A 20,720-nucleotide genomic window follows, 5' to 3' on the forward strand; every position below is an offset into this window, starting at 1 on the left:
TAAAAAAGGAGAGTGTACCTATGATTACAGTTGAAGAATTATTTGATTACGCAGTAGATACCGATATGTCATTAACCGCCCACAGCATTTTCTGGGCAATCACGAATCATAAAATCCGAATGGACGAAGATTGCGAGAAACTAAAAGAGATCGAGTTCGACCAGGAAGCCATCCAGCAGTCGATGAAAAAGAACACGTTACGTATTGGTGAAATTAAGCTCTTTGTGGTGAAAAGTATACAACCAAATTGGTATGCATTTTACCTTGGCAAGAAAGAGGCAGACGCGTATCGATTACATAGCGAAACGTTTCGTGAGACCGGTGTGAAGGTCACGCACGCTGATCGGTTGATGACGAATTTATTAACATTTGCGGAATCGGGAAGAGAGGAAAGTTTGTACGAGTACCGAAAAAGGGTCATGCAGTTTCCGGTGTATGTCGGGCATGTAGAGGCAGGGAAGCGGTTGGTGCATCGTGTGTTAGAAGCAAGAGAAAGGTAGATGTGATCATTGCGGATATAGCGTGGATGGATGAAAAGCGAGAGTATTAAAGTGGTTCGAGAGTGGTTTAAAGCGCCCACAGTACGTAGTGTCTGTCCTGTATTTCACAAGTAATGGTGATCCAGCTATCTTTAAAGGAGAAGATGAGCTGGATCACTACATAATTTCTCGCCAAGTACTAAGTAAATTCAATTTAAGGGCTTTCAGGTTCAGGACTCTTTTTTAACTTATTCTTTCGAAAGGCATAGACGATAACTAGTAAAAGAGGCAAGAAAAGTCCAACGAAGAGCGAAAAGTATATTTCAGTCGATTGTTGTATTTCTTTTTGGTAGACGACGTTCGGATAGATCACAAGGGAGACGATTACAGCAATTATTCCTAACGGCAAGGTTAAGGGGCGATAGTCTTTCAAATGTAAAATTTGCGCGATCCCTAAAACGGTAGCGTAAAAATATAGTACCGTTTTAAAATAAAGGGCGATAAACCAAAGGAAACCCATTAATCCTTCAATACGCTGTACAAAATCTCCAATATTAATTCGTTTGGCCAATTCATAGCCTGGATAAATCTCTCTCGCTGTATCCTCAGCCCCTAATATTGACACACTCAAAAATGAAAGGATGATGATCATGATTCCGCCTATTAAGTTTCCAATGAGAAAGGACTTTCTAGCTTGTTTCATTTTGTTCATAAGGGCGGGGAAGATCATTAATAAAACAATTGCATTGACAGAAGATGAGGTCACAAAATATATACTGGATTGAACGAGCGTTTTTGTCCCTTCCACAAATACGGGCTGTAAATTTTCCAATTTGATTTGAGGTGAAATACACACCCCTAAAATGAGGAAAAGGACAAAGAAAACGACAATGAAAATTTCTGCAGAACGAGCGATCGTTTCCAATCCGAGCCGGACTGCCATCACAACGATTCCCATCATGAGAATATTTAGGGCTACTATGGGTGTAGTGGGCAACATATTGGTTGAGATAAATGTCGCGGAATAATACAAAAGGCTAGACGTGTAAAGTGCTGCCATAGATACAAATAATACGGAAACCGCTTTCCCTATCCATTTACCAAAAATCTTTTCATTGAGTTGAATATAGGTCAGGTGAGGGAACCACAGGGCTATAGTCGTGAATAGCCATATGATCAATAAGCCGATTCCTGTACCAATTATTGCGGCAATCCATGCATCGTGCTTCACTTCGGCAGCTAAAACGGATGGGACAATTAAAATGCCTGTACCTATTGTAAAGAAAATAACCAACACTAGAAATTGGTACGGATTAATTTTAATATTTTCTATCATTTCATATCCTACCTTTCTTTCTGCGTGGTTATTCACTATAGTAAAGGAGTCATTCGGTCAGTAAGCAGTGTAAACAAAAAAGTGAGTAATTCCATTGGGGATGGAAGAGTTTTTCCGAATCCAAGTACCATGCCTAGCGCTACTCCAATCGTAAGAAGAATAGAAAACACAAGCAATTCTTTTTTGTGTTTTTTATCCAAGAGAGAAGGGACTTCAAACCACGCAATGGCAGCTGCTATCAAAAGTATTCCTATACTTTTTATCATGATGAGTTAGTCCTTTATCTTTTCTAAGAAAGAATTATTTACTGTACCGATCCGACGAATTTTCATGTCAATCTGCGTATTGACGGTTACTTCGGGAAATTCTTCATCCCAATGTTCTTTCATCTTATCCCATTCTTTCGGATTGGATCGAGAGATGGCTTCACCAAACCCGAAAATATCGGATGCATATTGACTGCGTACTGTATCGATTGTTCGATGAATAACTTCTTCCACTTCTTTTTCATAAATTTTCTCTAACTCGTCAATGGTCTTAGGTTTCGTTAGGTCAATCGGACATTGTACTTCTCCTAAATCGCCTTCTGCTTGAATTTTGATATTCACCTCGGGTGTACCTTTGTTGATAGCGCCTGTAACTTTGGCATTGTAGTGAAGAATATTTACAGAGATTTTCCCCTTTTTAGGACAAGGAATAGCTGTTACGGTTGATTTTACGGAGTTGGTGATTTCCGCGTATCCTCTGCTTTCCTCTTCATTTAACCAGCCGACAAGCCGATCTCCTTTAAAGACAGCTAAATGATCATATTTTATTTCGGTGGACGAAGTGATCGTTTCCACATTCTGTTTGCTTGAACCTATTTCTTTGTCTCCTATTATTTCAATTCCTGTTAATACAGCTTCCTTTCCGTCAGTTAAAAGATCTTTTATTAGCTCATCTAATATAATGCCTTTTGTTCCAGCCCAGTTTCTTTCTGATACTTTAAGAGACTTATACATTTTAGTGGCGGGAATGCTTTCTATTGGTGTATTCACATTCAATACTTCAGAAGCAGTAGTATTCTTCGCAACTACTACATAGAAGTCCGGTCGAAGCTCCCAATCCCTTGAGAGTAAATCTAATGATTCGGCTATTCCTTCTTTCGCTAGATCCTCACTGATGACCAATATAAGAAGATGTCCAGGATAAATTTTTCGAGGAGAATTCTTTGTCATTTTTCGAAGAGCTTCATATACCGATTCTCCACTTGCTTGAAAGAGAGTGACTGCTGAACGCCCCTGGCTATTTGTTTTCATAGATACCTCTGAAGGTACGACCACTTGGGCACTGATTACGTATTGATTTTCTGATTTGTCGATTCCCATTGCCATTGTGATGCCGAGCTCATTTAACTCCCTCCGATCCCAACAACCCGAGAGAAAGAGGGTGAGAATCAAGAGTACCAATAGACTTTTTTTCATCACTTACTCCCCCGATTCCTCATTTTTTGGTGGTTGCGGTTTTGCAGAAGCTGGATCTTGTTGCCTCACCACATTGGTTTGATTGATTAGGCGAGGCCTAGTAAACATTTTCCATATAGGGACAACAATTAACGTATCTTTTTGATCGGAAACATTAAATGGAGCGAATGGTGCCATATAGGGTACACCAAAAGAACGTAAACTGCATAAATGGAGAATAAGAGCGACCAATCCTATGGCTAGGCCGTATAAACCAAACGATGCGGCCAAACCCATAAATCCAAAACGCAGTATTCTTACCGAAATCGCCATGTTGTAAGTAGGCGAAACGAAACTAGATATGGCGGTTATGGAAACGACGATTACCATAGCGGCAGATATAATGCCGGCTTCAACCGCTGCGGTCCCAATTACAAAGGCACCTACAATCGACATGGCTGAACCGATCGAGCGGGGCATTCGTATGCCTGCTTCCCTCAATATTTCAAAAGTGACTTCCATAATGATGGCTTCAACAAATGCCGGAAATGGAACACCTTCTCGTTGGGCTGTCAGGCTAATGAGCAATGCAGGTGGTAACATGACTTGATGAAAAGTTGTGATGGCAACAAATAATGCGGGTGCAAGCAACGCAATCATAAATGCAAAAAAGCGAAGGAGTCGAATCAGACTCCCAATACCCGTATGCACATAGTAATCTTCAGGAGACTGAAAAAATTGGACGAACAGTGCCGGCACGATCAGCACAAATGGGGTTCCATCTACTAAAATGGCTATGCGACCTTCGAGAAGTGCCGCAGCTACAATATCCGGACGTTCCGTATTGAAAACAGTGGGAAAAGGAGAATACGTTGAATCTTCAATGAATCCCTCGATATTCCCACTTTCAAGAATCCCATCAATATCTATGCGATCCAAACGTAAACGGACTTCATTCACAATTTTGTCATTTGCAACACCATGAATATACATGAGGGAAACATTCGTTTTCGTGCGTGTTCCAATAACCTTTGACTCCATCCAAAGGTTCGGGTCTTTAATTTTCCGACGAATTAATGCCGTATTCACACGCAGATTTTCGGAAAACCCTTCGCGTGGTCCTCTGACTACTGTCTGAGACGCAGGCTCTGTTATCCCGCGCTCAACCCAGTGCTTATTACCCATCACCAGACCTTCAGAATATCCATCGATCAACAGAATAGTATCTCCTGATAAAAGAGAAGTGAAAAGATCATCAAAATTGGTTAGATCTTTAATCTCCCCTACCGTCATAGCAAAATCTTTTAAGGCGGTTAAAAGATTATGTCCTGGCGTCAACTTCTTTTCTAATCCGGTACCTTTTATATCCAACATCAAAGATTCCATTATGAAATTTTGCAATGAAGGTGTATCGGTCAATCCATCGGTATAGAAAATACCTGCTTTCACCGATCCGTCTTGACCAATTCGGATTTCTCGAATTACAATATCCGAGCTTTCGCCCAAGCTATTTTTTACGAATTGTATATTGTCTTGAAGACTTGTCTTTAAATCGTTTGGTGAACTGTTTTCGTTCGTTTGGCTAGGGGGAGTGGATTGTTCTTTCGTATTAGTTTTCTTTTTAAAAAAGCCCATACACTACCTCTTTTACTGTTTGGTATTTTGAAAAGTTATGCATGATTTGTGCTATTTCTTTGCTGTTTTATTCATCTTGTCCTTATTTTTCTTCTTTTATGCGGGTTGATTGGTGTTTTTGGATGGGAGTGGTGAAATGAAAGGGCTTTTTGTTGGTAGCGGGTGTTTGATGGGTGATACTTTCATTCGGCTATATCTAAGGGGGGGCTCGGTTGAATGAGCTGCTGTAGAAGTAATAGACGGTTGTAATGGGGGAACGACGTGCAATATTGAATCCCAGGAAAAGGCTAATGAGGGTTTGAGTAGAATGGTGAAAGGGGTGTCTGCTGGCGACTTATATAATAGAAGTAATTTTTTAAAAGGAGTTAACTGGTTTTCTAAATATAAATTCTATTTAGATATTGAATTGATTCTATTAACCTTGTACTATAGTACTACATATCGGAAATTCTATCCGAAAGAGCATTTACTACAAACATACAAGGAGTGAAGACATGAGTAAATTACTACAAACTGTTCTGTGGATTGCATTACTGTTCATCTTATCCATTACCTTCATTCATACAGGACAGGCATCCGCAAAAGAATTTACAGACGTGCCGAAGAAGCATCCGAACTACACAGCGATTCAAGAGATGGAGAAGAAAGGATTTATTAACGGTTATCCGGACGGCAAATTCCGACCGAATGAGCCGATCAGCCGGAAACATGTCGCGACATTGCTCGATCAGGCACTGAAGCTACCAAAAGCAAGTAAAAAGCTGATCTATAAAGATGTGCAGCTGAGTCACCCGTACTATCAGCCCATCATGAATTTGACACAGGCGGGTATCGTGAGCGGAGGATTAAATCAGAAATTTAATCCGAATGCGCCGGTTACACGGATTCAGATGGCGAAAATTTTGGATTTGGCGTTCCGTTTTCGTTTCGATGAGCGGCCTGGTGGCTTCCATGACTTATATCAGGATCATTGGGGCTTTGTGCATGCGCACGCACTGCTGGTGAATGGCGTAGCAAAAGGTGATAAGGGTAATTTTTATCCGAACCGCCCGGTAACCCGTGCGCATTACGCGGAGTTTTTGAGTCGAGCGTTGAAAGTGGGCGTCACACCTGTGGAAACAGGAACAGTGAGCAAAGAGGAAGTGCTGGATCTTATACACCGCAAATCGGCTGAGGTAGAAGGTGTCATGATCAGAGGAATGATAGCGAAGAAAAAGTTTAGTGAAATTCGTGCCGAGCTACTACCTTATGCAACTGCAAGATTCACAGATGTTCAAATGAAGCCAGATTATCCATATGTTTGTTTCGAGTGCGATAATTCTTTCTTCCCATTCTATGTATCAGAGTTGTCGTTCCGCCTGAATTATTCGCAGCCAAGCAAAGACACACTGAACATTCACACGGTTTTGCTGGATTCAGACGGACCGGTTTCAGGCGGATTATTCGTGGATTATATGTTTAAAAAGGAAAGCGGTAAATGGAAAATACATGATTTGAAGTACACCCCGATTGGCAAGAGGAATTTTGAGCTAACGAAGGATGAAGTGGAGCAGATTTTGCGTTATGATTATTCTTATCAAAAACCTGTCAACATTCAGTTCATCTCCCAATCAGAGGCAAGAGATCGAGATGGGAAGAGCGGTGAAACGTATACGTACAAAAAATATCGATTCACTGTTCAGACGAATGACGGTCGTCATACAGTCGACGTGCGTTCAGATAGTGGCTATTACGAATATTGAGAATGATAGAAATGCCTGGCGGGTTGCCGGGCATTTTTATCGTATTAGACGTTGTTGTTGAAGATTGCGTGAATGGATAAACATTTCCTTTTATTTAATAAAAAACAGTCTTAAAAGTCAGTAGGATATGACTTTCAAGACTGTTTTTAACTTTATATATTATTCGAAGATCATTGTCATTACAACAATTGAGAGTAATAATAAATAGATTCTAGAAAATAATCGATCGGGAAGGATGTGAGAAATCCAAATTCCAATTGGCACACCTATAAATCCTCCAAATACAATACCTAGAAATGCTGGAATATAAACAAAACCAAGAGACCATGGAGGAAGATCAGGGTGGTTAAAACCGTTATATATAGCAGTGATCGTTCCAAAAATTGCTATGGGCAGACTTAAAGGGGTGGCTAACGAAACGGCATTGACCATTTTTAAGTGACAAGTACGTAAAAATGGTATGGTCATTAAACCTCCGCCAACTCCAAGTAAAGTAGAAATAAACCCAATTATTCCTCCGGCGAGTGATGTTTTCAAGCGACTAGGCATCTGTATAGAATCCGTTTTAATATGGATAAAGCTTTTCGTAATAAGAGATGAAAAAATTGTATACACAACTAGAGTAATAAATAAATATCTAAGAATATCTCCTTCAATTAAAGGGGAAACTAACCCTCCAATTATTGCACCAACAGCGATTGTCGGTGCAAGTTGTAAAAAGATAAACCACAAGATATGTTTTTTGCGATGATGAGATATTGTAGAATTAGTGGAATTTACAATCATAATGGCTAATGACGTTCCTATTGCTACATACATTACTAGAGTATCAGGAAACCCTAATGTTGGTAATATTATATATAACATTGGCACTACAACAAAACCACCACCAAATCCAAACAGACTAGACAGTAAGCCTGTCAACACCCCAAATGTCAAAAAGACAATAAATAGATACATGAAACTCCTCATTTAACATAGTATTGAATGGGAAAGATGTAAATTAAGTAAATAAAACTATTACCAAATCGAGTTTGTAATCAAGTAAAGTATAGTAGGACAAAGTAAACAACCCAAACCCGTGTAGAAGGTTGCAGTGACGGCTCCATAAGGGACTAACCGGATATCTGTAGCAGCTAAGCCACCTGCTACGCCAGAGGTAGTACCCATCAACCCACCGTATATCATAGCTGATAAAGGATTATTCAATCCAATGAATCTAGCTACAAACGGTGTTCCCACCATAACCAGAACTGATTTCACTAAACCAGCTGCTATACTGATGGCGATTACTTCAGAACTTGCATTTAATGCTGCACCTGTAATTGGACCCACAATATACGTAACAGCACCCGCACCAATTGTTGTAAGGCTAACTGCATCAGTATAACCAAAGACTAACGCTATGACTACACCGATAAAGAATGATAGGAATACACCGAAAAATAGAGAGAGTACACCTTTAATACCCGCTTTCTTAATTTCATCAAAGTTTGCACCAAAAGCGGTAGCTACAATTGCGAAATCTCTCAACATACTTCCGCCTAAAAAACCAATTCCGGCAAATAGTGAAATATCGGACAAACCTTTTGTGCCTTCTGAAAAAAGACCACCAAAATAGGCGAGTATTAAACCGAGAACGATTGCAATAGCGGATCCATGCACGAGCCCCCTCGTTAGCTTACTAGATATTAGATAAGCAATGTACATTGTAATACCTACAACTATAAAACCTGTAATCAATCCATTTGATTCGAGTGCATTTGTAATCGCTTCCATAAACATGTTAATTCGCCTCCTTTGGCTTTAGTGGGTTAGTTCTATTGAATTCAATCTCAGATTCCTTTGCTTTCTTACCGCCTATGATAGGAACGAAGAACCAACTTATAACGACTGTAACCCCACCAGCGACAATAGCCAAAGGACCACCTGTTAAAGCGCCTAACACATTCTGACTAGCTGCCATGGCAATGACGATAGGTATATACATAGCATTCCAAAAAGCTAAACCAGACTGAGCTGGCATACTCAACATGTCTTTCTTTTGTAGTCTATCTATTACAACAATAAGCAAAAGCATGGCGATTCCTACACCGCCTACATTGGAATCTACACCCATTAGGCTTCCAATAATTTCACCACAAAACATCCCTACTAAAAAACAAGCAGCTAAAATTGCAACACCGTAAATTACCATTCGTTCACTCCTCCAAAATTATTTAGTCGACTGTATTCTAAATTTAGGATAATCAATAAATTGGAAATATGCAAGCTAAAGTTTCAATATTATTAGAATATTCAACATTTACTATTGAATAAATTATCCAATTTGTATAATATGATAGTATACAGTCGACTATGTAACTTAAATTGAGGTGAGCCAATGGAATATTTTGAGAAGTCATTAGATAACGCTTTATCAGTAATGGTAGCGAATCAATTACTAGGGCAAGTATTAAACAATGAGTTAAAACCTGGCGATCAAGTTGTTGAAAGTAATTACGCTGAACAGTTTCAAATTAGCCGATCTCCGGTTCGAGAAGCAATCTATTTACTCACTATGGAAGGAATTATTGAACGCGTACCTCGAAAAGGTGCCTATATCAAAGGGTACACAATAGATGAGATGAAAGATTTATTGGATGTCCGCAATTCATTGGAGTTATTAGCAGTAGAACGCTTGACTAAACCTAGTCAAGAAAAAATGTTATTAGACGAGATGAAGACACTTGTCCAACACATGACTATAGTAGATGACATTACAGAATATGCTCACTTAAACTATCAATTTCATTACTTAATCTTGAAGTTGAGTAAGAGTAGTGTATTGACTGATATGTACAGCAAAATATCATTACCGTTATTACGTATTCAGGTTATTCATTTTTCCAGCAATAAGATGATTGAGAAGTCAGTGAGAGAACATAAGCAAATTTACAGCTGTTTAGTGAAGGATGATATTGTTCAAGTGAAATCCACTCTACGTAAACACACCGAAGATGTAATATTTAGCGTGAAAAGTAAATTATTGTAGGTGATTCATATGAAAAGCGCATGGTTATTTCCTGGGCAAGGTTCACAGTATCCACTATTTCTAGATGATCTACCTCAATATTCTGGTGTGATCAAAACAATAAATACAGCTTCGGAAATACTAAATGAGCCCATCCGCGCATTACAAACTAAGGAAAAATTGAACAGTACAAAAAATGTGCAGATGACTATGTTGACCGCGGGTGTGGCAGCAGCAAGGTATTTTATGGATGAAGGAGCAGAGCCACAATTTGTTGCCGGCCATTCGGTTGGAGCCTTTGCAGCTGCTGTTATAGCAAATGTCTTGAAATTTGAAGATGCTTTGACGTTAGTGAAAGAACGTGGAGAATTAATGGAAGAGCTTCAAGACGAGTACTATGGAATGGCTGTCATCGTTGGGTTAACAGAAGTTCAATTAGAAAAAGTAGTTTCGACTATCCATACGGAAGAGTTTCCTGTATATGTTTCTAACCGCAATTCGCCAACACAGCTAACATTATCCGGACATAAAAGTGCCATGAGACAAGTGATTAGAGAAGTAGATGGAAAGGGAGCGAGTTCGGCGAAAATGTTACGTGTCACGACACCTTCTCATTCTCCATTATTTCTTCCAGTTCAGAAAAAGTTAAAAGAACGATTGAGTTCTTTAGAATTGAGACGTCCAACTATTCCTGTAATAGCCAATAGAAATGCTAGAGTTTTAAGACGAGCTGAAGATATTTCAGATGACTTGGCAGAGAGTATTGCGTTACCTGTTCGATGGCATGATGTAACCACTGTTTTACATGAAAATGGTGTACGTCAATTTATTGAAATGCCACCTGGTGATGTATTGAAGCGGCTAGCAAATCAAGCCTTTCCTGATACTTATAGTTATGCGGTTACTACAAATGGAATAGAGGATTGTCTGTACGTAGAGAAAAACAAAGGAGTGTAGATATGACAAATACTACTATAAGTTCATGGAATAAGAGATTTGAAAAAAAACAACAAATTATTGAAAGCGTTAACAAGTTGGTTGATGGTCTGATCATTCCTACGGATAGAATTATAGAGGCTTTAGAGTTACTAATTAAACCAGGCGACCGTGTAGTGCTCGAAGGAAATAATCAAAAACAAGCTTCATTTCTATCTCAGTCATTAGTAATGGTGAATCCAGAAAAAATCCATGATTTGCATATGATTATGTCAAGTGTATCTCGACCGGAACATTTAGATATTTTCGAAGAAGGCATTGCGAAGCGAATTGATATGAGCTATGCAGGACCGCAAAGCATGAGAATTGCACAAATGCTAGAAGACGGTAAATTGGAGCTAGGCGATCTACATACGTATGTGGAACTATATGGGAGACTATTTGTGGATTTAATACCTAACGTGGTACTAGTCGCTGCAGATAAAGCCGATAGACAAGGTAATTTATATACGGGACCTAATACTGAAGAAACACCTACGATTGTAGAGGCAGCCGCATTTAGTGATGGAATTGTTATTGTTCAGGTGAACGAAATTGTAGATGAATTACCTCGTGTCGACATCCCGAGTTCTTGGGTAGACTTCATTGTAGAAGCCGATAAGCCTTACGAATTGGAGCCATTATTTACACGTGATCCACGACATATAACAGATATTCAAGTGTTACAAGGCATGATGTGCATTAGAGGAATTTATGAAAAACATGGAGTTCAATCGTTAAATCACGGAATTGGTTTTAATACAGCGGCTATTGAATTATTATTGCCAACATACGGAGAAAGTCTAGGTTTAAGGGGAAAGATCTGTAAAAACTGGATTCTCAATCCTCACCCTACACTGATCCCAGCTATAGAGTCCGGTTGGGCAGAAAGTATTTATTGTTTTGGTGGGGAACTTGGAATGGAGAAGTATGTTCAAGCAAGAAGAGATGTATTCTTCACGGGTAAGGATGGTAGTATGCGATCTAATCGAACATTGGCTCAACTAGCAGGTCAGTACGCAGCAGATCTATTTATAGGCTCAACTTTACAGATGGATGCGTATGGAAATTCATCTACCGTAACAAAAGGTCGTTTGGCCGGCTATGGTGGAGCACCCAATATGGGCCATAATCCAGGAGGCAGACGCCATTCCACAGAGGCTTGGTATAATATGATGACTTCCACGGATGAACTTGCGCGAGGTAAAAAGTTGGTAGTTCAGGTCGCGGAAACTTATCAAGATGCAAATACGCCTGTTTTTGTGGAGCGATTAGACGCAATTGATGTGAAAAAGCAAGCTGATTTAGCAGTTGCACCAGTCATGATTTATGCGGAAGACATTACACACGTAGTAACAGAAGAGGGTATTGCCTATTTATATAAAACGGATAGTCCTGCTGAGCGAAGAGAAATGATTGCATCAATCGCTGGAGTAACACCACTTGGAATGGAACATGATCTTGAGAAAACACAGCAATTGCGAGATCGTGGAATGATAGCGATGCCTGAAGATATGAATATTCAAAGAGGGCAAGCCAATCGATCATTACTAGCCGCAAAAAGTATTGATGATTTGGTTCAGTGGTCAGGCGGTTTATATGAGCCACCTGCGAGATTCAAGAGTTGGTAAGGAGTGAATGTCACATGCGTCAAAAGATTTGCAAGGTTATCGCAGATGAAGCAGTAGCAGCTTTGTTTGAAGAAGTGGAATTAACACCTAAACCTGGATTGGTCGATTTGCACAATAACGGCTCACATGTAGACTTGAACCACTCATTAATGTGTGAATCGGCATTAAGTTTACATGAAACATTTTACAACATAGCACTGCTACATTATGGGGAAACACCTACTACTCGTTTACGTGAGCAGTTCGGTGAAATCGGACGAACCGGTGAGCAACTTATGTTTACCGTGACAAATGATGTCAACACACATAAGGGAGCCATCTGGTCTATTGGATTGATCTGTGCGGCGATTGCGCGTAGAAAAGGAAATATCTCTTTTCCACAAGTTCTTGAAGATGCAGCAGAATTGGCAAAACTACCAGACCGAATGATACCAAATCAGCCAACGAACGGATTAAATGTTAAGAAAAAATATGGAATGCCAGGTGCGAGAGAAGAGGCACAATATGGCTTTCCACATATTCGCAAGTATAGCTATCCAACTTATGAGAAAGCGCGTTTCAATCACAATACGTTAGAAGCGAAGTTACTAACATTGCTTGCCCTTATATCAAATCTTAATGATACATGTTTAGTTCATCGAGGTGGATTGGATGCATTAGAATTTGCTAAAACGGAAGCTGAAAACATTATGAAAAACTTCTCTATTGAAGCAGTCGAACGTCTGGATAGAGAATTTCAGCAGTCTTGGATTTCCCCAGGCGGATCTGCAGATTTACTAGCAACTACATTTTTTATTTCGAATTGGATAACAAAACAACAAAGGAGGTTTTCATATGGAGAAGTTAGTGTACAAGTTTCCAGCGAGTAAACCTATTCAAAGCAAGACGCATATTGGAGTCGTAGGATCTGGTGATTTAGAAATTTTGATGGAACCAATAGAGGGTAACGAAGCGATTGTTGAAATTCGGACGGGCATTAAAGGATATGCCGATACATGGGAGCGAGTCATTGAACGCTTTATGGCTCAACAACAAATTTTGGCATCTATCAAAATTAATGATTTTGGTGCTACGCCCGGTGTCGTATCGATTCGATTGGCTCAAGCTGCGGAGGTGAGTACCCATGTCTAACATGTTGCAAGTTAGTTTAGTTGAAAGTAAGGCGAGAGAACGTGCGCAAATTTTGCTTGATGAAGGATCAATGGTAGAGTTGTTAGGACCATTTGATGGATTTGAATCACCCCATTTGGAAGCGCAAAACATAGTTCCACAAAGCGATGACGGAATGGTCATTGCAAAAGGAACTATTGCCGGCAAGTCGACTCTTGTTATTTCTATAGAAGGAAATTTCCAGGGTGGAGGAATTGGAGAAGTTTCAGGTGCTAAATTTGCAGGTGCTCTAGAGAGGGCACTAGAAGACTGTGAAAATGGTCACTTGATCTATCCAATCATCATATACGATACAGGTGGAGTTCGATTACAAGAAGCGAACTATGGATTACTATCTATCGCTGAAATCAGCTCTGCGATTGTTGCTATTAAAAAACATGTACCAGTGATTGGTATAATTCCAGGTAAAATTGGTTCATTCGGAGGAATGTCACTAACAGCTGGATTATGTTCAGCCCTTATCATGACAAGAGAGGGTAGATTGGGAATGAACGGCCCTGAAGTAGTAGAGCAAGAAGCGGGTGTTAGAGAGCTTAACTCGAAAAATAAGCAATTTATTTGGAAGATGATTGGCGGAACTGGCCGTTTTGAAAGTGCGTTGATCGATAAGGTTGTGGAAGATGACTTACCGAACTATATAGAAGCAATTGAATCGATTTGGAGCGAAAATAAGTATGCCGAACGAACGCAGCAGTATACAGAATTTTTGAGCATGCTCGATGAACTATCTGTAAAGGAAAAAATTGAACCTACAGAGGCGCAGAGTTATTTAAAGCATCGTGCAAAATATATGGGAACGAAGGAGAATAAACAAAGTAATCAGCAAGAAAGTCGTGGGCGTTCATGGTTTAATAAACTGACCGATAATGCACCATCCATATCACCAACTCCATCTGTATTAGTTGCAGATAAAGAACAAGACGGAAGAAAAGTACGTTATATTGCAGTCGTACCAAATGAAGAATCAAAGTTTTATAGAGCGAGAAACGGGGAGTTTGGTCTTGAAGAAGCATGGACAGTTGCGAAGTATGTACGTGAAGCGATTGAAGAAGATGCTAAGATGGATGAAAAGAGAGTCATTGTTCCGATCGTGGATGTACCAGGACAAGCGTTTGGATACCACGAGGAACTATTTGGTATTTATTTAGCTTGTGCTGCAAGTGTAGAAGCGTATGCCGTTGCACGTCAGAACGGCCATCCACTAGTCACTTTAATTGTCGGAAAAGCTATTTCAGGTGCGTTTTTATCACATGGCATGCAGAGTAATAGAATCTTATCGTTTGATGATGAAGCAATTCAAGTACATGTCATGTCAAAGAAATCAGCTGCTCTCGTGACGATGCGTACAGTTGAAGAACTAGATGAATTTGCAAAAACCGTTCCATCGATGGCTTATGATATTCAATCATTCCAATCACTAGGCGCGATACATGAATTACTTCAAGATATAGACGCTGATCAACCGTCAGATGAGCAAGTCAATCGAGTGAAAAGCTCAATTGAAGCCGCAACTACTGACATATTACAATCAAAAGATGATTCATTACGTGTTCGTCTAACATCAGAAAAAGCTGTTGAAAAAGGCCGCAAAGCTTCAATTGCTGTGCGGGATGCGATTAAATCACAATGGAAGTAAATGTTCATGACATTGTCTATTTGGAGTCAAATCAAGTAATTAAAAGTAGTGAAACGATACCAAACTGGGTACTGAATGAAGAAACAGCGAACACAATAGCTGTCGTGCGACGAATGAAAACAATGAATCATATCGTTCCGATTGGATTTAGAGGCGCAAATCGTTCTGAACGATTTGCCGCCTTCACAACAAAAGACAATATTCGCAAAGTCATAACAGCCGAAGAAGCGACACATGGTGTTCCACCTACCAGTCATGAAGAGACTATCGAATATCTTAGGGATTTATTTAAAGATATCCGTTGGGGAATCGGTGGAAGTATAGGTTTTACGATGGCAACAGGAATTCAAGCATGTACAGAATACAGTGATGTGGATATTATTTTGTATAAGGAAAGGTTTACAGCTCTTCAGCCACTTCAACTTTTACATGAAAAAATACAAATGTCAGCGCATCCAATAGATGTTCAAGTAGAAATTACAAATCTGGGAGCGTGTATGTTGAATGAACTAGTTACGTCACCCACTGTTTTATTGCGTACAAGTACTGGCGTTTTGTTAATGGACAGGGATCGATTAGTTAGTAATTAGAATATAGATCGCTTGTTTAGTTACATGTGTTGTGAAGAGAGCTATTCAAACACAATATGGCACCTATGAAGTGAAATTCTTACCTACGGAAGCGTTTGTAGCTGACGGTTTGCCTTTTATAATTATATTGATGTACTTCGGCTACTTATTAGCCTCATTAACGCGTCAACTCCAAGGACAGGAGTTGACGCTCTTTGAATTTAGATATCTGAGTAGTAAGTGAACTTTGATACTTTGTAAATAAAAGGTTATGATGTTACTAAGGATATAGTTCAATTGTATCTATAAAATAGATTTATTTAGTGAAAATGTATTGCTTATATTATTAACTATCAAATAGGGAAGAAGCAATGGGTTATGTATTTAGAAGATATTTTACCTTAGATGACAAAAATATTTAAAATAACTATAAATGAAAAGTAAATGCGAATAATTCTAGTGCAAACAATCAAACTCCGTTTTTTTCGGAAGTAGAAGAAAGAGGTACCTGTACACGAAACAATGGATTTTTGGTACCAGGTCCCGACACTAAAGACACACTGTATATTAACACTATTTTGACGGGTTCACTTGGACCAGTATCAGGCGGGGCTTTTGTTGATATATATTTAAAAAGGAAAGCGGCAAATGGAATATGTATGGTGTGAAGTAAACTAAAATTGGCAAGCTGAATTTTGAGCTGCCAAAAGATGAAGCGAAGCTAATTTTGCTTTATGACCAATCTCCTCACGAACCAGCATGTATTAATATTGAGTTCGTCTCCGAGTCAGAGCGGAGAAATGTATACATATAAAAAATATCAGTTTATCATTCAAACCAATGACGGTTATGATACGGCCGTAGTGGATTCAGACAGCAGCTCTTACAAATAGTGAGTACGATGTGAAAGCCTAATGGATTGTGGGCTGTTTCTGTTTTACTTGGAATAGGTATCTTTTGGCCAACGGGTCAAACAGTTATACATCAACATGTATAGAGGGAGGAATTACATTGTTAAATTTCACAGTCGGTCCTGTCACACTTGATAAAGAAGTGCTGAAAATAGGGTCCAAACAAATGCCTTACTTTAGGAATGCGGAATTCTCTACTATAACATTAGAAAGTGAAGAGCTGTTAAAGCAAAGTATGAACTCTCCTATTGATTCTAAAGTGGTTTTTTTAACTGCCTCAGGTACAGCTGCAATGGAAGCAACCGTTTTAAATTTGTTTGATAAAGAAGATAAGTTGCTTGTTGTAAATGGAGGAGTTTTTGGTTCTAGGTTCTCAGAGATTTGCCAAGTCCATAGTCTAAATTATAGAGAGATTAAATTAAACTTCTTTGAAGATTTAACTACTGGTGATTTAATTCCTTACGATAAAAAAGGTTTTACCGGCCTTCTCATTAATTTACATGAAACTTCTACAGGTGTACTCTATGATATAAACTTGGTTAAGGAGTTTTGTGAAAAAAATCATTTACTACTAGTAATAGACGCAATTAGTACATATTTAGCCGATCCTTTTGACATGGAAGGATGTAATGCTAATGCAGTTATTATTAGCTCCCAGAAAGCATTAGGGCTCCCGCCGGGTATGTCCTATGTTGTTCTCGACAAAAAATCACAAGATCGTGTGAGAGAAATTTCCTTTAAGAGCGTATACTTTAACTTCAACAAATACTTGTCTGACGGTGAAAGAGGGCAGACTCCCTATACTCCAGCCGTAAGTAATTTATTACAATTGAATAAAAAATTGAAGTATGTTGATAAAAAGAGTGTTACAAAAATCATTCAAGAAACTAGAGAACTAGCAATTCACTTTAGAAATGAAATTATCAAGTTGCCTTTTGAAATTCCAACTAAAAGTCCTTCAAACGCATTAACAGCTTTACGTCCACTTAGATCAATAAGTCCTGAATCAGTTGTTCAATCGCTTAAGATAAATAGTGATATATATGTAATGCCTAACGGAGGAGAATTAAGTAGTAAGATATTCAGAGTCGGACATCTCGGTGCTATTACTATCGAAAATAACCAATATCTACTAGATGAAATAAAGAAAAATTTAAAATCCATTTCATAAAGGGAGGGTTATATTTGAAAGCTATATTATTGGCTGGTGGAAGAGGAACAAGAATTAGCGAATATATTGGCGACGTACCCAAATGTTCACTTGATATAGGAGGGAGGTCATTAATCCGTCATACTGTTGAATTATTCCAACGAAATAATATTAAAGTTATAATTGTTGTTGGATATAAAGCGGATATTATTAAGGATCTTCTATGCGACCTCGATGTTACATATTATTTCAATCCATTTTATAGTATGACAAATAGTATAGCCTCTTTATGGTTTTCGAGAAACGAACTCCATGACGAAGACATGATCATAGCGAATGCAGATGTATACTTTGAGCAGAATATGTTAGACAAACTACTAGGCTCTAAGCATGAACAAACTTTACTAATGGATTCTAATAGTGAACTAGATTATCTTTTCTATTGTAATGATAATCAGCTAATCGGGCATGGTAAAGATTTAAAAGAATATAGTGGAGAATATGTCGGCATAGCCAAAATCAAGAAAATATTTTTGGGAAAGTTTGTAGAGAGACTGGATGAACTAATAAAAGAGCAAAATCACGATTTTTGGTGGGAAAATGTTCTATATTCATTTATAGATGAGATAACTATACATGTTGTAGACGTTAGCGGTTTGTTTTGGTCCGAAATAGACGTCATAGAAGATTATCAAAGAATCCTTGAATTTCGGAGAAACACTGATTTTGGGTACCAGGTTCCGACACTATTATAATCCAGAAAATCTCTGTATATATAGGTCCAATCAGACTAGTGTTGGGACTTGGCACCATTTTACATACAAAAACCTTCCACGACCAAAATCAGTCGCAGAAGGTTTTTTGCTGGTTTATATAATTCACGGTCGCTTCATAAACAGCTGGAGCTGCATGCTGTCTGACTTGTTCGAGTAATTCGTCGTGATCTTGGAACGGCACAGTTTCTTCGTCGCCACTACACTTGCGATGGTAACGATCTTCATTAATCGAGTACGTGCCGTCGTTTGTTGCTTTAGCGATGAGTAGAGCTTTATTGAATGAAGATTCCAGGCAGTGATGGATCTGCTGTTTGACATGGTTCAAATGCGTCCAGTCGATTACGTCGGGATAGAGACCATAGCGACGTTCCCAGCCGTTGTCCGTCAGTTGTTCAAATATCAATGTGCTTTTTTCGGTCGTTTCACTCCGCAACCGAAATGTACCAGCAGGCGAAGTGACGGGATCGCCATCCAGTGCGACGGGTTGCATGACGAGGTTGCTGCCGAAACCACTGTCGATCAAATACAGTGTATCTTCGTATTCGAGCACGTTCACTACGTGCGTCCGGTCGAGGACGTAGCTGTTTCGCGGTGATGTTGCCCACACAGTACCAGCGGCGAGTTGTACTGGAAAACCTAGATCTCTAAGTACGATATACAGCAGGCCATTGAGTTCGTAGCACAGGCCACCACGTCCGTGTCTAATCATTTTATTTTGAAGATATCGCTCGGTAATAGGTTCTTCATTCGCCAGTAGAACATCCAGGTTTTCAAATTCGAATTGTTCGGCGAAGAGCGTCTGAACTTGGCTGATTTGCTCAAGCGGTGTGCCCTTAAGTGTCAAGTGATTCGAAATCCATTGCAGCATATTTCATCCATCCTTTCATCAGTAGTGATGCCATCATCATAGCAACTTTTTTGCGATTTCGAATAAAACTGCTTTTGGCTATAATTATAGTATACATATAATGAAACTATTTACGGATTTCTCCGTCTGTACGTTGATCTATGATTATATAATAGAAGGGGAGAAACAAAATGAAAAAGATTTGGATAACATTTGGCACGGTGGCTCTTGCCCTCAGCCTGCCATTATCGAGTATGGCTGCAAGCAACCAGAAGTTCACGGATGTTCCTGAAACCAAGCACTTTGCGGAGGCGGTCAATGAATTGGCCGAACGCCATATTATTACGGGGTATGCCGACGGCTTATTTAAGCCGGGCAACCCCATCACGCGCGGTCAGACGGCAGCAATTATTGCGAAGTTGATGAAACTGAATCCCGATTACATGGTGAAGGATCCTGGATTCAAGGATGTTTCGAAAGCGAATGGTTATCATAATGCCATTGCCAAGCTTGCGGAGCTCGAAGTGATCGGGGGCTATGAAGACGGAAGTTTCGGGCCGAATGATCCCGTCAAACGGGGACAATTGGCTTCCATCCTCGTGAAAGCATTCGATTTACCGCGCTTTGCTTTTAACGCGGAAGAAAATCCATTCCATGACGTCAAGCCCAACACGTCGCATGGCGCGAATGTCTTGATTCTGCATAAACTCGGCATTACAACAGGTGTGACGACCGACAGATTCGGCATCAATGAATGGGTGACGAGAGGACAAGCAGCGAAGTTGATGCAACTAACGGAGCGTGTCCATCCCGAGTCCTATTCATTAAAGACATGGGGTCCCATGCTGCGTTTCTCGGAAATAATGATCGATGAGGACACGGATGAATTTGCGGTTAACTCGGAGGTGTACCACGCAGCCATCATTAAAGGCAGACAGACACCGTCAGGATATACCGGTGATCGTGTACAAGTTACGCCGTTGAAAGAAGGAAGAGGAACGTTGCAGCTAGGCGGTAATTATGGTATGGAAAATCAAAATATTAAACGCTACTATCATAAATACTATGTGGATGTGAAGAAAGTCGACGGCAAATTGAAAGCGCAGTTAGTATACGCGAGCGATATTTTAAAGACGCGAGCGCGACTGAAACTCGCGGCGAATGAAGAGGTTGAAAACATTCGTTTCGTGCGGACGGACGGGGAAGTCCTATCCGGCAACATGCCGTTTGAAGGGTATGCCGATTCGCCGGATGTGTTCATTCGTGTCAACAAGCCAGGCAACTTCATCGCGACAGTCCGCTTTACGAACGGAAAAGAGACGCGCTACGCGGTGGAAGTGAAAGTTCCGGATGCACATATGTTGTATTATAAAGTGAAGACGTCAAAGATGTTAGACGCCAACTGAAA

General features: G+C 39.7%; 20 protein-coding genes. 12 read left to right on the top strand and 8 right to left on the bottom strand.

All coding sequences use genetic code 11. The features are described from left to right. Nucleotides 1–20 precede the first annotated feature (20 nt). Nucleotides 21–500 carry a hypothetical protein gene (locus CSV67_RS01760; RefSeq protein WP_099629902.1) on the top strand — a complete coding sequence of 160 codons (480 nt, stop codon included), beginning with the start codon at nucleotides 21–23 and terminating at the stop codon, nucleotides 498–500. Nucleotides 501–693: 193 nt separating this feature from the next. Here the strand turns inward: CSV67_RS01760 and CSV67_RS01765 are convergent, their stop codons facing one another. The 4 genes from CSV67_RS01765 to CSV67_RS01780 are packed head-to-tail and all read right to left on the bottom strand — an operon-like array spanning nucleotide 694 to nucleotide 4,892. Further along, a complete protein-coding gene (locus CSV67_RS01765; protein WP_099629903.1) occupies nucleotides 694–1,815 on the bottom strand; it encodes a GerAB/ArcD/ProY family transporter in 1,122 nt (373 codons plus the stop codon). A gap of 35 nt (nucleotides 1,816–1,850) precedes the next feature. Beyond that, on the bottom strand, nucleotides 1,851–2,081 hold the full coding sequence (locus tag CSV67_RS01770; protein ID WP_099629904.1) for a hypothetical protein: 231 nt from the start codon (nucleotides 2,079–2,081) through the stop codon (nucleotides 1,851–1,853). Nucleotides 2,082–2,087: 6 nt separating this feature from the next. Beyond that, nucleotides 2,088–3,278 carry a Ger(x)C family spore germination protein gene (locus tag CSV67_RS01775; protein WP_099629905.1) on the bottom strand — a complete coding sequence of 397 codons (1,191 nt, stop codon included), beginning with the start codon at nucleotides 3,276–3,278 and terminating at the stop codon, nucleotides 2,088–2,090. A 3-nt stretch (nucleotides 3,279–3,281) separates the two neighbouring features. Continuing rightward, nucleotides 3,282–4,892 carry a spore germination protein gene (locus CSV67_RS01780; protein ID WP_099629906.1) on the bottom strand — a complete coding sequence of 537 codons (1,611 nt, stop codon included), beginning with the start codon at nucleotides 4,890–4,892 and terminating at the stop codon, nucleotides 3,282–3,284. Nucleotides 4,893–5,386: 494 nt separating this feature from the next. Here CSV67_RS01780 and CSV67_RS01785 point away from each other — a divergent pair, with 494 nt between their 5' ends. Further along, nucleotides 5,387–6,634: an S-layer homology domain-containing protein gene (locus CSV67_RS01785; RefSeq protein WP_099629907.1), complete on the top strand. Its 1,248-nt coding sequence runs from the start codon at nucleotides 5,387–5,389 to the stop codon at nucleotides 6,632–6,634. A 159-nt stretch (nucleotides 6,635–6,793) separates the two neighbouring features. Here CSV67_RS01785 and CSV67_RS01790 read toward each other — a convergent pair whose 3' ends face one another. From CSV67_RS01790 to madL, 3 genes are read right to left on the bottom strand one after another with little or no spacing between them, the layout of a single operon-like run. Then, the gene (locus tag CSV67_RS01790) at nucleotides 6,794–7,594 is read right to left on the bottom strand and encodes a sulfite exporter TauE/SafE family protein (RefSeq protein ID WP_158232863.1); all 801 of its coding nucleotides are present in this window, start codon (nucleotides 7,592–7,594) and stop codon (nucleotides 6,794–6,796) included. Between the two features lie 60 nt (nucleotides 7,595–7,654). After that, complete coding sequence (gene madM / locus CSV67_RS01795) at nucleotides 7,655–8,419, bottom strand: malonate transporter subunit MadM (protein ID WP_369803119.1); 765 nt, start codon at nucleotides 8,417–8,419, stop codon at nucleotides 7,655–7,657. Between the two features lies 1 nt (nucleotide 8,420). Further along, nucleotides 8,421–8,831: a malonate transporter subunit MadL gene (gene madL, locus CSV67_RS01800; protein WP_099629909.1), complete on the bottom strand. Its 411-nt coding sequence runs from the start codon at nucleotides 8,829–8,831 to the stop codon at nucleotides 8,421–8,423. A gap of 186 nt (nucleotides 8,832–9,017) precedes the next feature. Here madL and CSV67_RS01805 point away from each other — a divergent pair, with 186 nt between their 5' ends. The 9 genes from CSV67_RS01805 to CSV67_RS01845 all read left to right on the top strand — a co-directional run bounded on the left by CSV67_RS01805 (nucleotide 9,018) and on the right by CSV67_RS01845 (nucleotide 18,444). Further along, the gene (locus CSV67_RS01805; RefSeq protein WP_099629910.1) at nucleotides 9,018–9,668 is read left to right on the top strand and encodes a GntR family transcriptional regulator; all 651 of its coding nucleotides are present in this window, start codon (nucleotides 9,018–9,020) and stop codon (nucleotides 9,666–9,668) included. A 9-nt stretch (nucleotides 9,669–9,677) separates the two neighbouring features. Then, nucleotides 9,678–10,604, top strand: a complete 927-nt coding sequence (locus CSV67_RS01810) for an ACP S-malonyltransferase (RefSeq protein ID WP_099629911.1) — start codon at nucleotides 9,678–9,680, stop codon at nucleotides 10,602–10,604. 2 nt (nucleotides 10,605–10,606) lie between these two features. Then, a complete protein-coding gene (gene mdcA / locus CSV67_RS01815) occupies nucleotides 10,607–12,253 on the top strand; it encodes a malonate decarboxylase subunit alpha (RefSeq protein ID WP_099629912.1) in 1,647 nt (548 codons plus the stop codon). 14 nt (nucleotides 12,254–12,267) lie between these two features. Continuing rightward, nucleotides 12,268–13,122 carry a triphosphoribosyl-dephospho-CoA synthase gene (locus CSV67_RS01820; RefSeq protein ID WP_099629913.1) on the top strand — a complete coding sequence of 285 codons (855 nt, stop codon included), beginning with the start codon at nucleotides 12,268–12,270 and terminating at the stop codon, nucleotides 13,120–13,122. Beyond that, nucleotides 13,088–13,384 (top strand): malonate decarboxylase subunit delta, encoded by a 297-nt coding sequence (locus CSV67_RS01825; protein WP_099630014.1) that lies wholly within the window; start codon nucleotides 13,088–13,090, stop codon nucleotides 13,382–13,384. The genes CSV67_RS01820 and CSV67_RS01825 overlap by 35 nt, the downstream gene beginning before the upstream one ends. After that, a complete protein-coding gene (locus CSV67_RS01830) occupies nucleotides 13,377–15,059 on the top strand; it encodes a biotin-independent malonate decarboxylase subunit beta (protein WP_099629914.1) in 1,683 nt (560 codons plus the stop codon). Before CSV67_RS01825 ends, CSV67_RS01830 begins: the two co-directional genes overlap by 8 nt. Continuing rightward, nucleotides 15,050–15,649, top strand: a complete 600-nt coding sequence (locus tag CSV67_RS01835) for a malonate decarboxylase holo-ACP synthase (protein WP_099629915.1) — start codon at nucleotides 15,050–15,052, stop codon at nucleotides 15,647–15,649. The genes CSV67_RS01830 and CSV67_RS01835 overlap by 10 nt, the downstream gene beginning before the upstream one ends. Before the next feature lie 990 nt (nucleotides 15,650–16,639). Next, complete coding sequence (locus tag CSV67_RS01840) at nucleotides 16,640–17,710, top strand: pyridoxal-phosphate-dependent aminotransferase family protein (RefSeq protein ID WP_099629916.1); 1,071 nt, start codon at nucleotides 16,640–16,642, stop codon at nucleotides 17,708–17,710. Nucleotides 17,711–17,724: 14 nt separating this feature from the next. After that, the gene (locus tag CSV67_RS01845; RefSeq protein ID WP_099629917.1) at nucleotides 17,725–18,444 is read left to right on the top strand and encodes a phosphocholine cytidylyltransferase family protein; all 720 of its coding nucleotides are present in this window, start codon (nucleotides 17,725–17,727) and stop codon (nucleotides 18,442–18,444) included. Between the two features lie 88 nt (nucleotides 18,445–18,532). On the opposite strand, the gene CSV67_RS01850 is transcribed toward CSV67_RS01845, so the two are convergent. Then, nucleotides 18,533–19,333 carry an arylamine N-acetyltransferase family protein gene (locus CSV67_RS01850; RefSeq protein WP_099629918.1) on the bottom strand — a complete coding sequence of 267 codons (801 nt, stop codon included), beginning with the start codon at nucleotides 19,331–19,333 and terminating at the stop codon, nucleotides 18,533–18,535. 170 nt (nucleotides 19,334–19,503) lie between these two features. Between CSV67_RS01850 and CSV67_RS01855 the strand changes: the two genes are divergently transcribed. Further along, nucleotides 19,504–20,718: an S-layer homology domain-containing protein gene (locus tag CSV67_RS01855; RefSeq protein ID WP_099629919.1), complete on the top strand. Its 1,215-nt coding sequence runs from the start codon at nucleotides 19,504–19,506 to the stop codon at nucleotides 20,716–20,718. The last annotated feature ends 2 nt before the right edge of the window (nucleotides 20,719–20,720 follow it).

The organism is Sporosarcina sp. P2 (assembly GCF_002743255.1).
Classification (GTDB): Bacteria; Bacillota; Bacilli; order Bacillales_A; family Planococcaceae; genus Sporosarcina.

Excerpts from the sequence above, each read along its gene's own strand:
- CSV67_RS01825 (WP_099630014.1), top strand. The coding sequence starts at position 13,088 with ATGGAGAAGTTAGTGTACAAGTTTCCAGCGAGTAAACCTATTCAAAGC.
- CSV67_RS01855 (WP_099629919.1), top strand. The coding sequence starts at position 19,504 with ATGAAAAAGATTTGGATAACATTTGGCACGGTGGCTCTTGCCCTCAGC.
- CSV67_RS01765 (WP_099629903.1), bottom strand. The coding sequence starts at position 1,815 with ATGATAGAAAATATTAAAATTAATCCGTACCAATTTCTAGTGTTGGTT.
- CSV67_RS01785 (WP_099629907.1), top strand. The coding sequence starts at position 5,387 with ATGAGTAAATTACTACAAACTGTTCTGTGGATTGCATTACTGTTCATC.
- CSV67_RS01770 (WP_099629904.1), bottom strand. The coding sequence starts at position 2,081 with ATGATAAAAAGTATAGGAATACTTTTGATAGCAGCTGCCATTGCGTGG.
- CSV67_RS01775 (WP_099629905.1), bottom strand. The coding sequence starts at position 3,278 with ATGAAAAAAAGTCTATTGGTACTCTTGATTCTCACCCTCTTTCTCTCG.
- madM (WP_369803119.1), bottom strand. The coding sequence starts at position 8,419 with ATGTTTATGGAAGCGATTACAAATGCACTCGAATCAAATGGATTGATT.
- CSV67_RS01805 (WP_099629910.1), top strand. The coding sequence starts at position 9,018 with ATGGAATATTTTGAGAAGTCATTAGATAACGCTTTATCAGTAATGGTA.
- CSV67_RS01835 (WP_099629915.1), top strand. The coding sequence starts at position 15,050 with ATGGAAGTAAATGTTCATGACATTGTCTATTTGGAGTCAAATCAAGTA.
- CSV67_RS01820 (WP_099629913.1), top strand. The coding sequence starts at position 12,268 with ATGCGTCAAAAGATTTGCAAGGTTATCGCAGATGAAGCAGTAGCAGCT.
- CSV67_RS01850 (WP_099629918.1), bottom strand. The coding sequence starts at position 19,333 with ATGCTGCAATGGATTTCGAATCACTTGACACTTAAGGGCACACCGCTT.
- CSV67_RS01810 (WP_099629911.1), top strand. The coding sequence starts at position 9,678 with ATGAAAAGCGCATGGTTATTTCCTGGGCAAGGTTCACAGTATCCACTA.
- CSV67_RS01780 (WP_099629906.1), bottom strand. The coding sequence starts at position 4,892 with ATGGGCTTTTTTAAAAAGAAAACTAATACGAAAGAACAATCCACTCCC.
- mdcA (WP_099629912.1), top strand. The coding sequence starts at position 10,607 with ATGACAAATACTACTATAAGTTCATGGAATAAGAGATTTGAAAAAAAA.
- CSV67_RS01790 (WP_158232863.1), bottom strand. The coding sequence starts at position 7,594 with ATGTATCTATTTATTGTCTTTTTGACATTTGGGGTGTTGACAGGCTTA.
- CSV67_RS01760 (WP_099629902.1), top strand. The coding sequence starts at position 21 with ATGATTACAGTTGAAGAATTATTTGATTACGCAGTAGATACCGATATG.
- CSV67_RS01830 (WP_099629914.1), top strand. The coding sequence starts at position 13,377 with ATGTCTAACATGTTGCAAGTTAGTTTAGTTGAAAGTAAGGCGAGAGAA.
- madL (WP_099629909.1), bottom strand. The coding sequence starts at position 8,831 with ATGGTAATTTACGGTGTTGCAATTTTAGCTGCTTGTTTTTTAGTAGGG.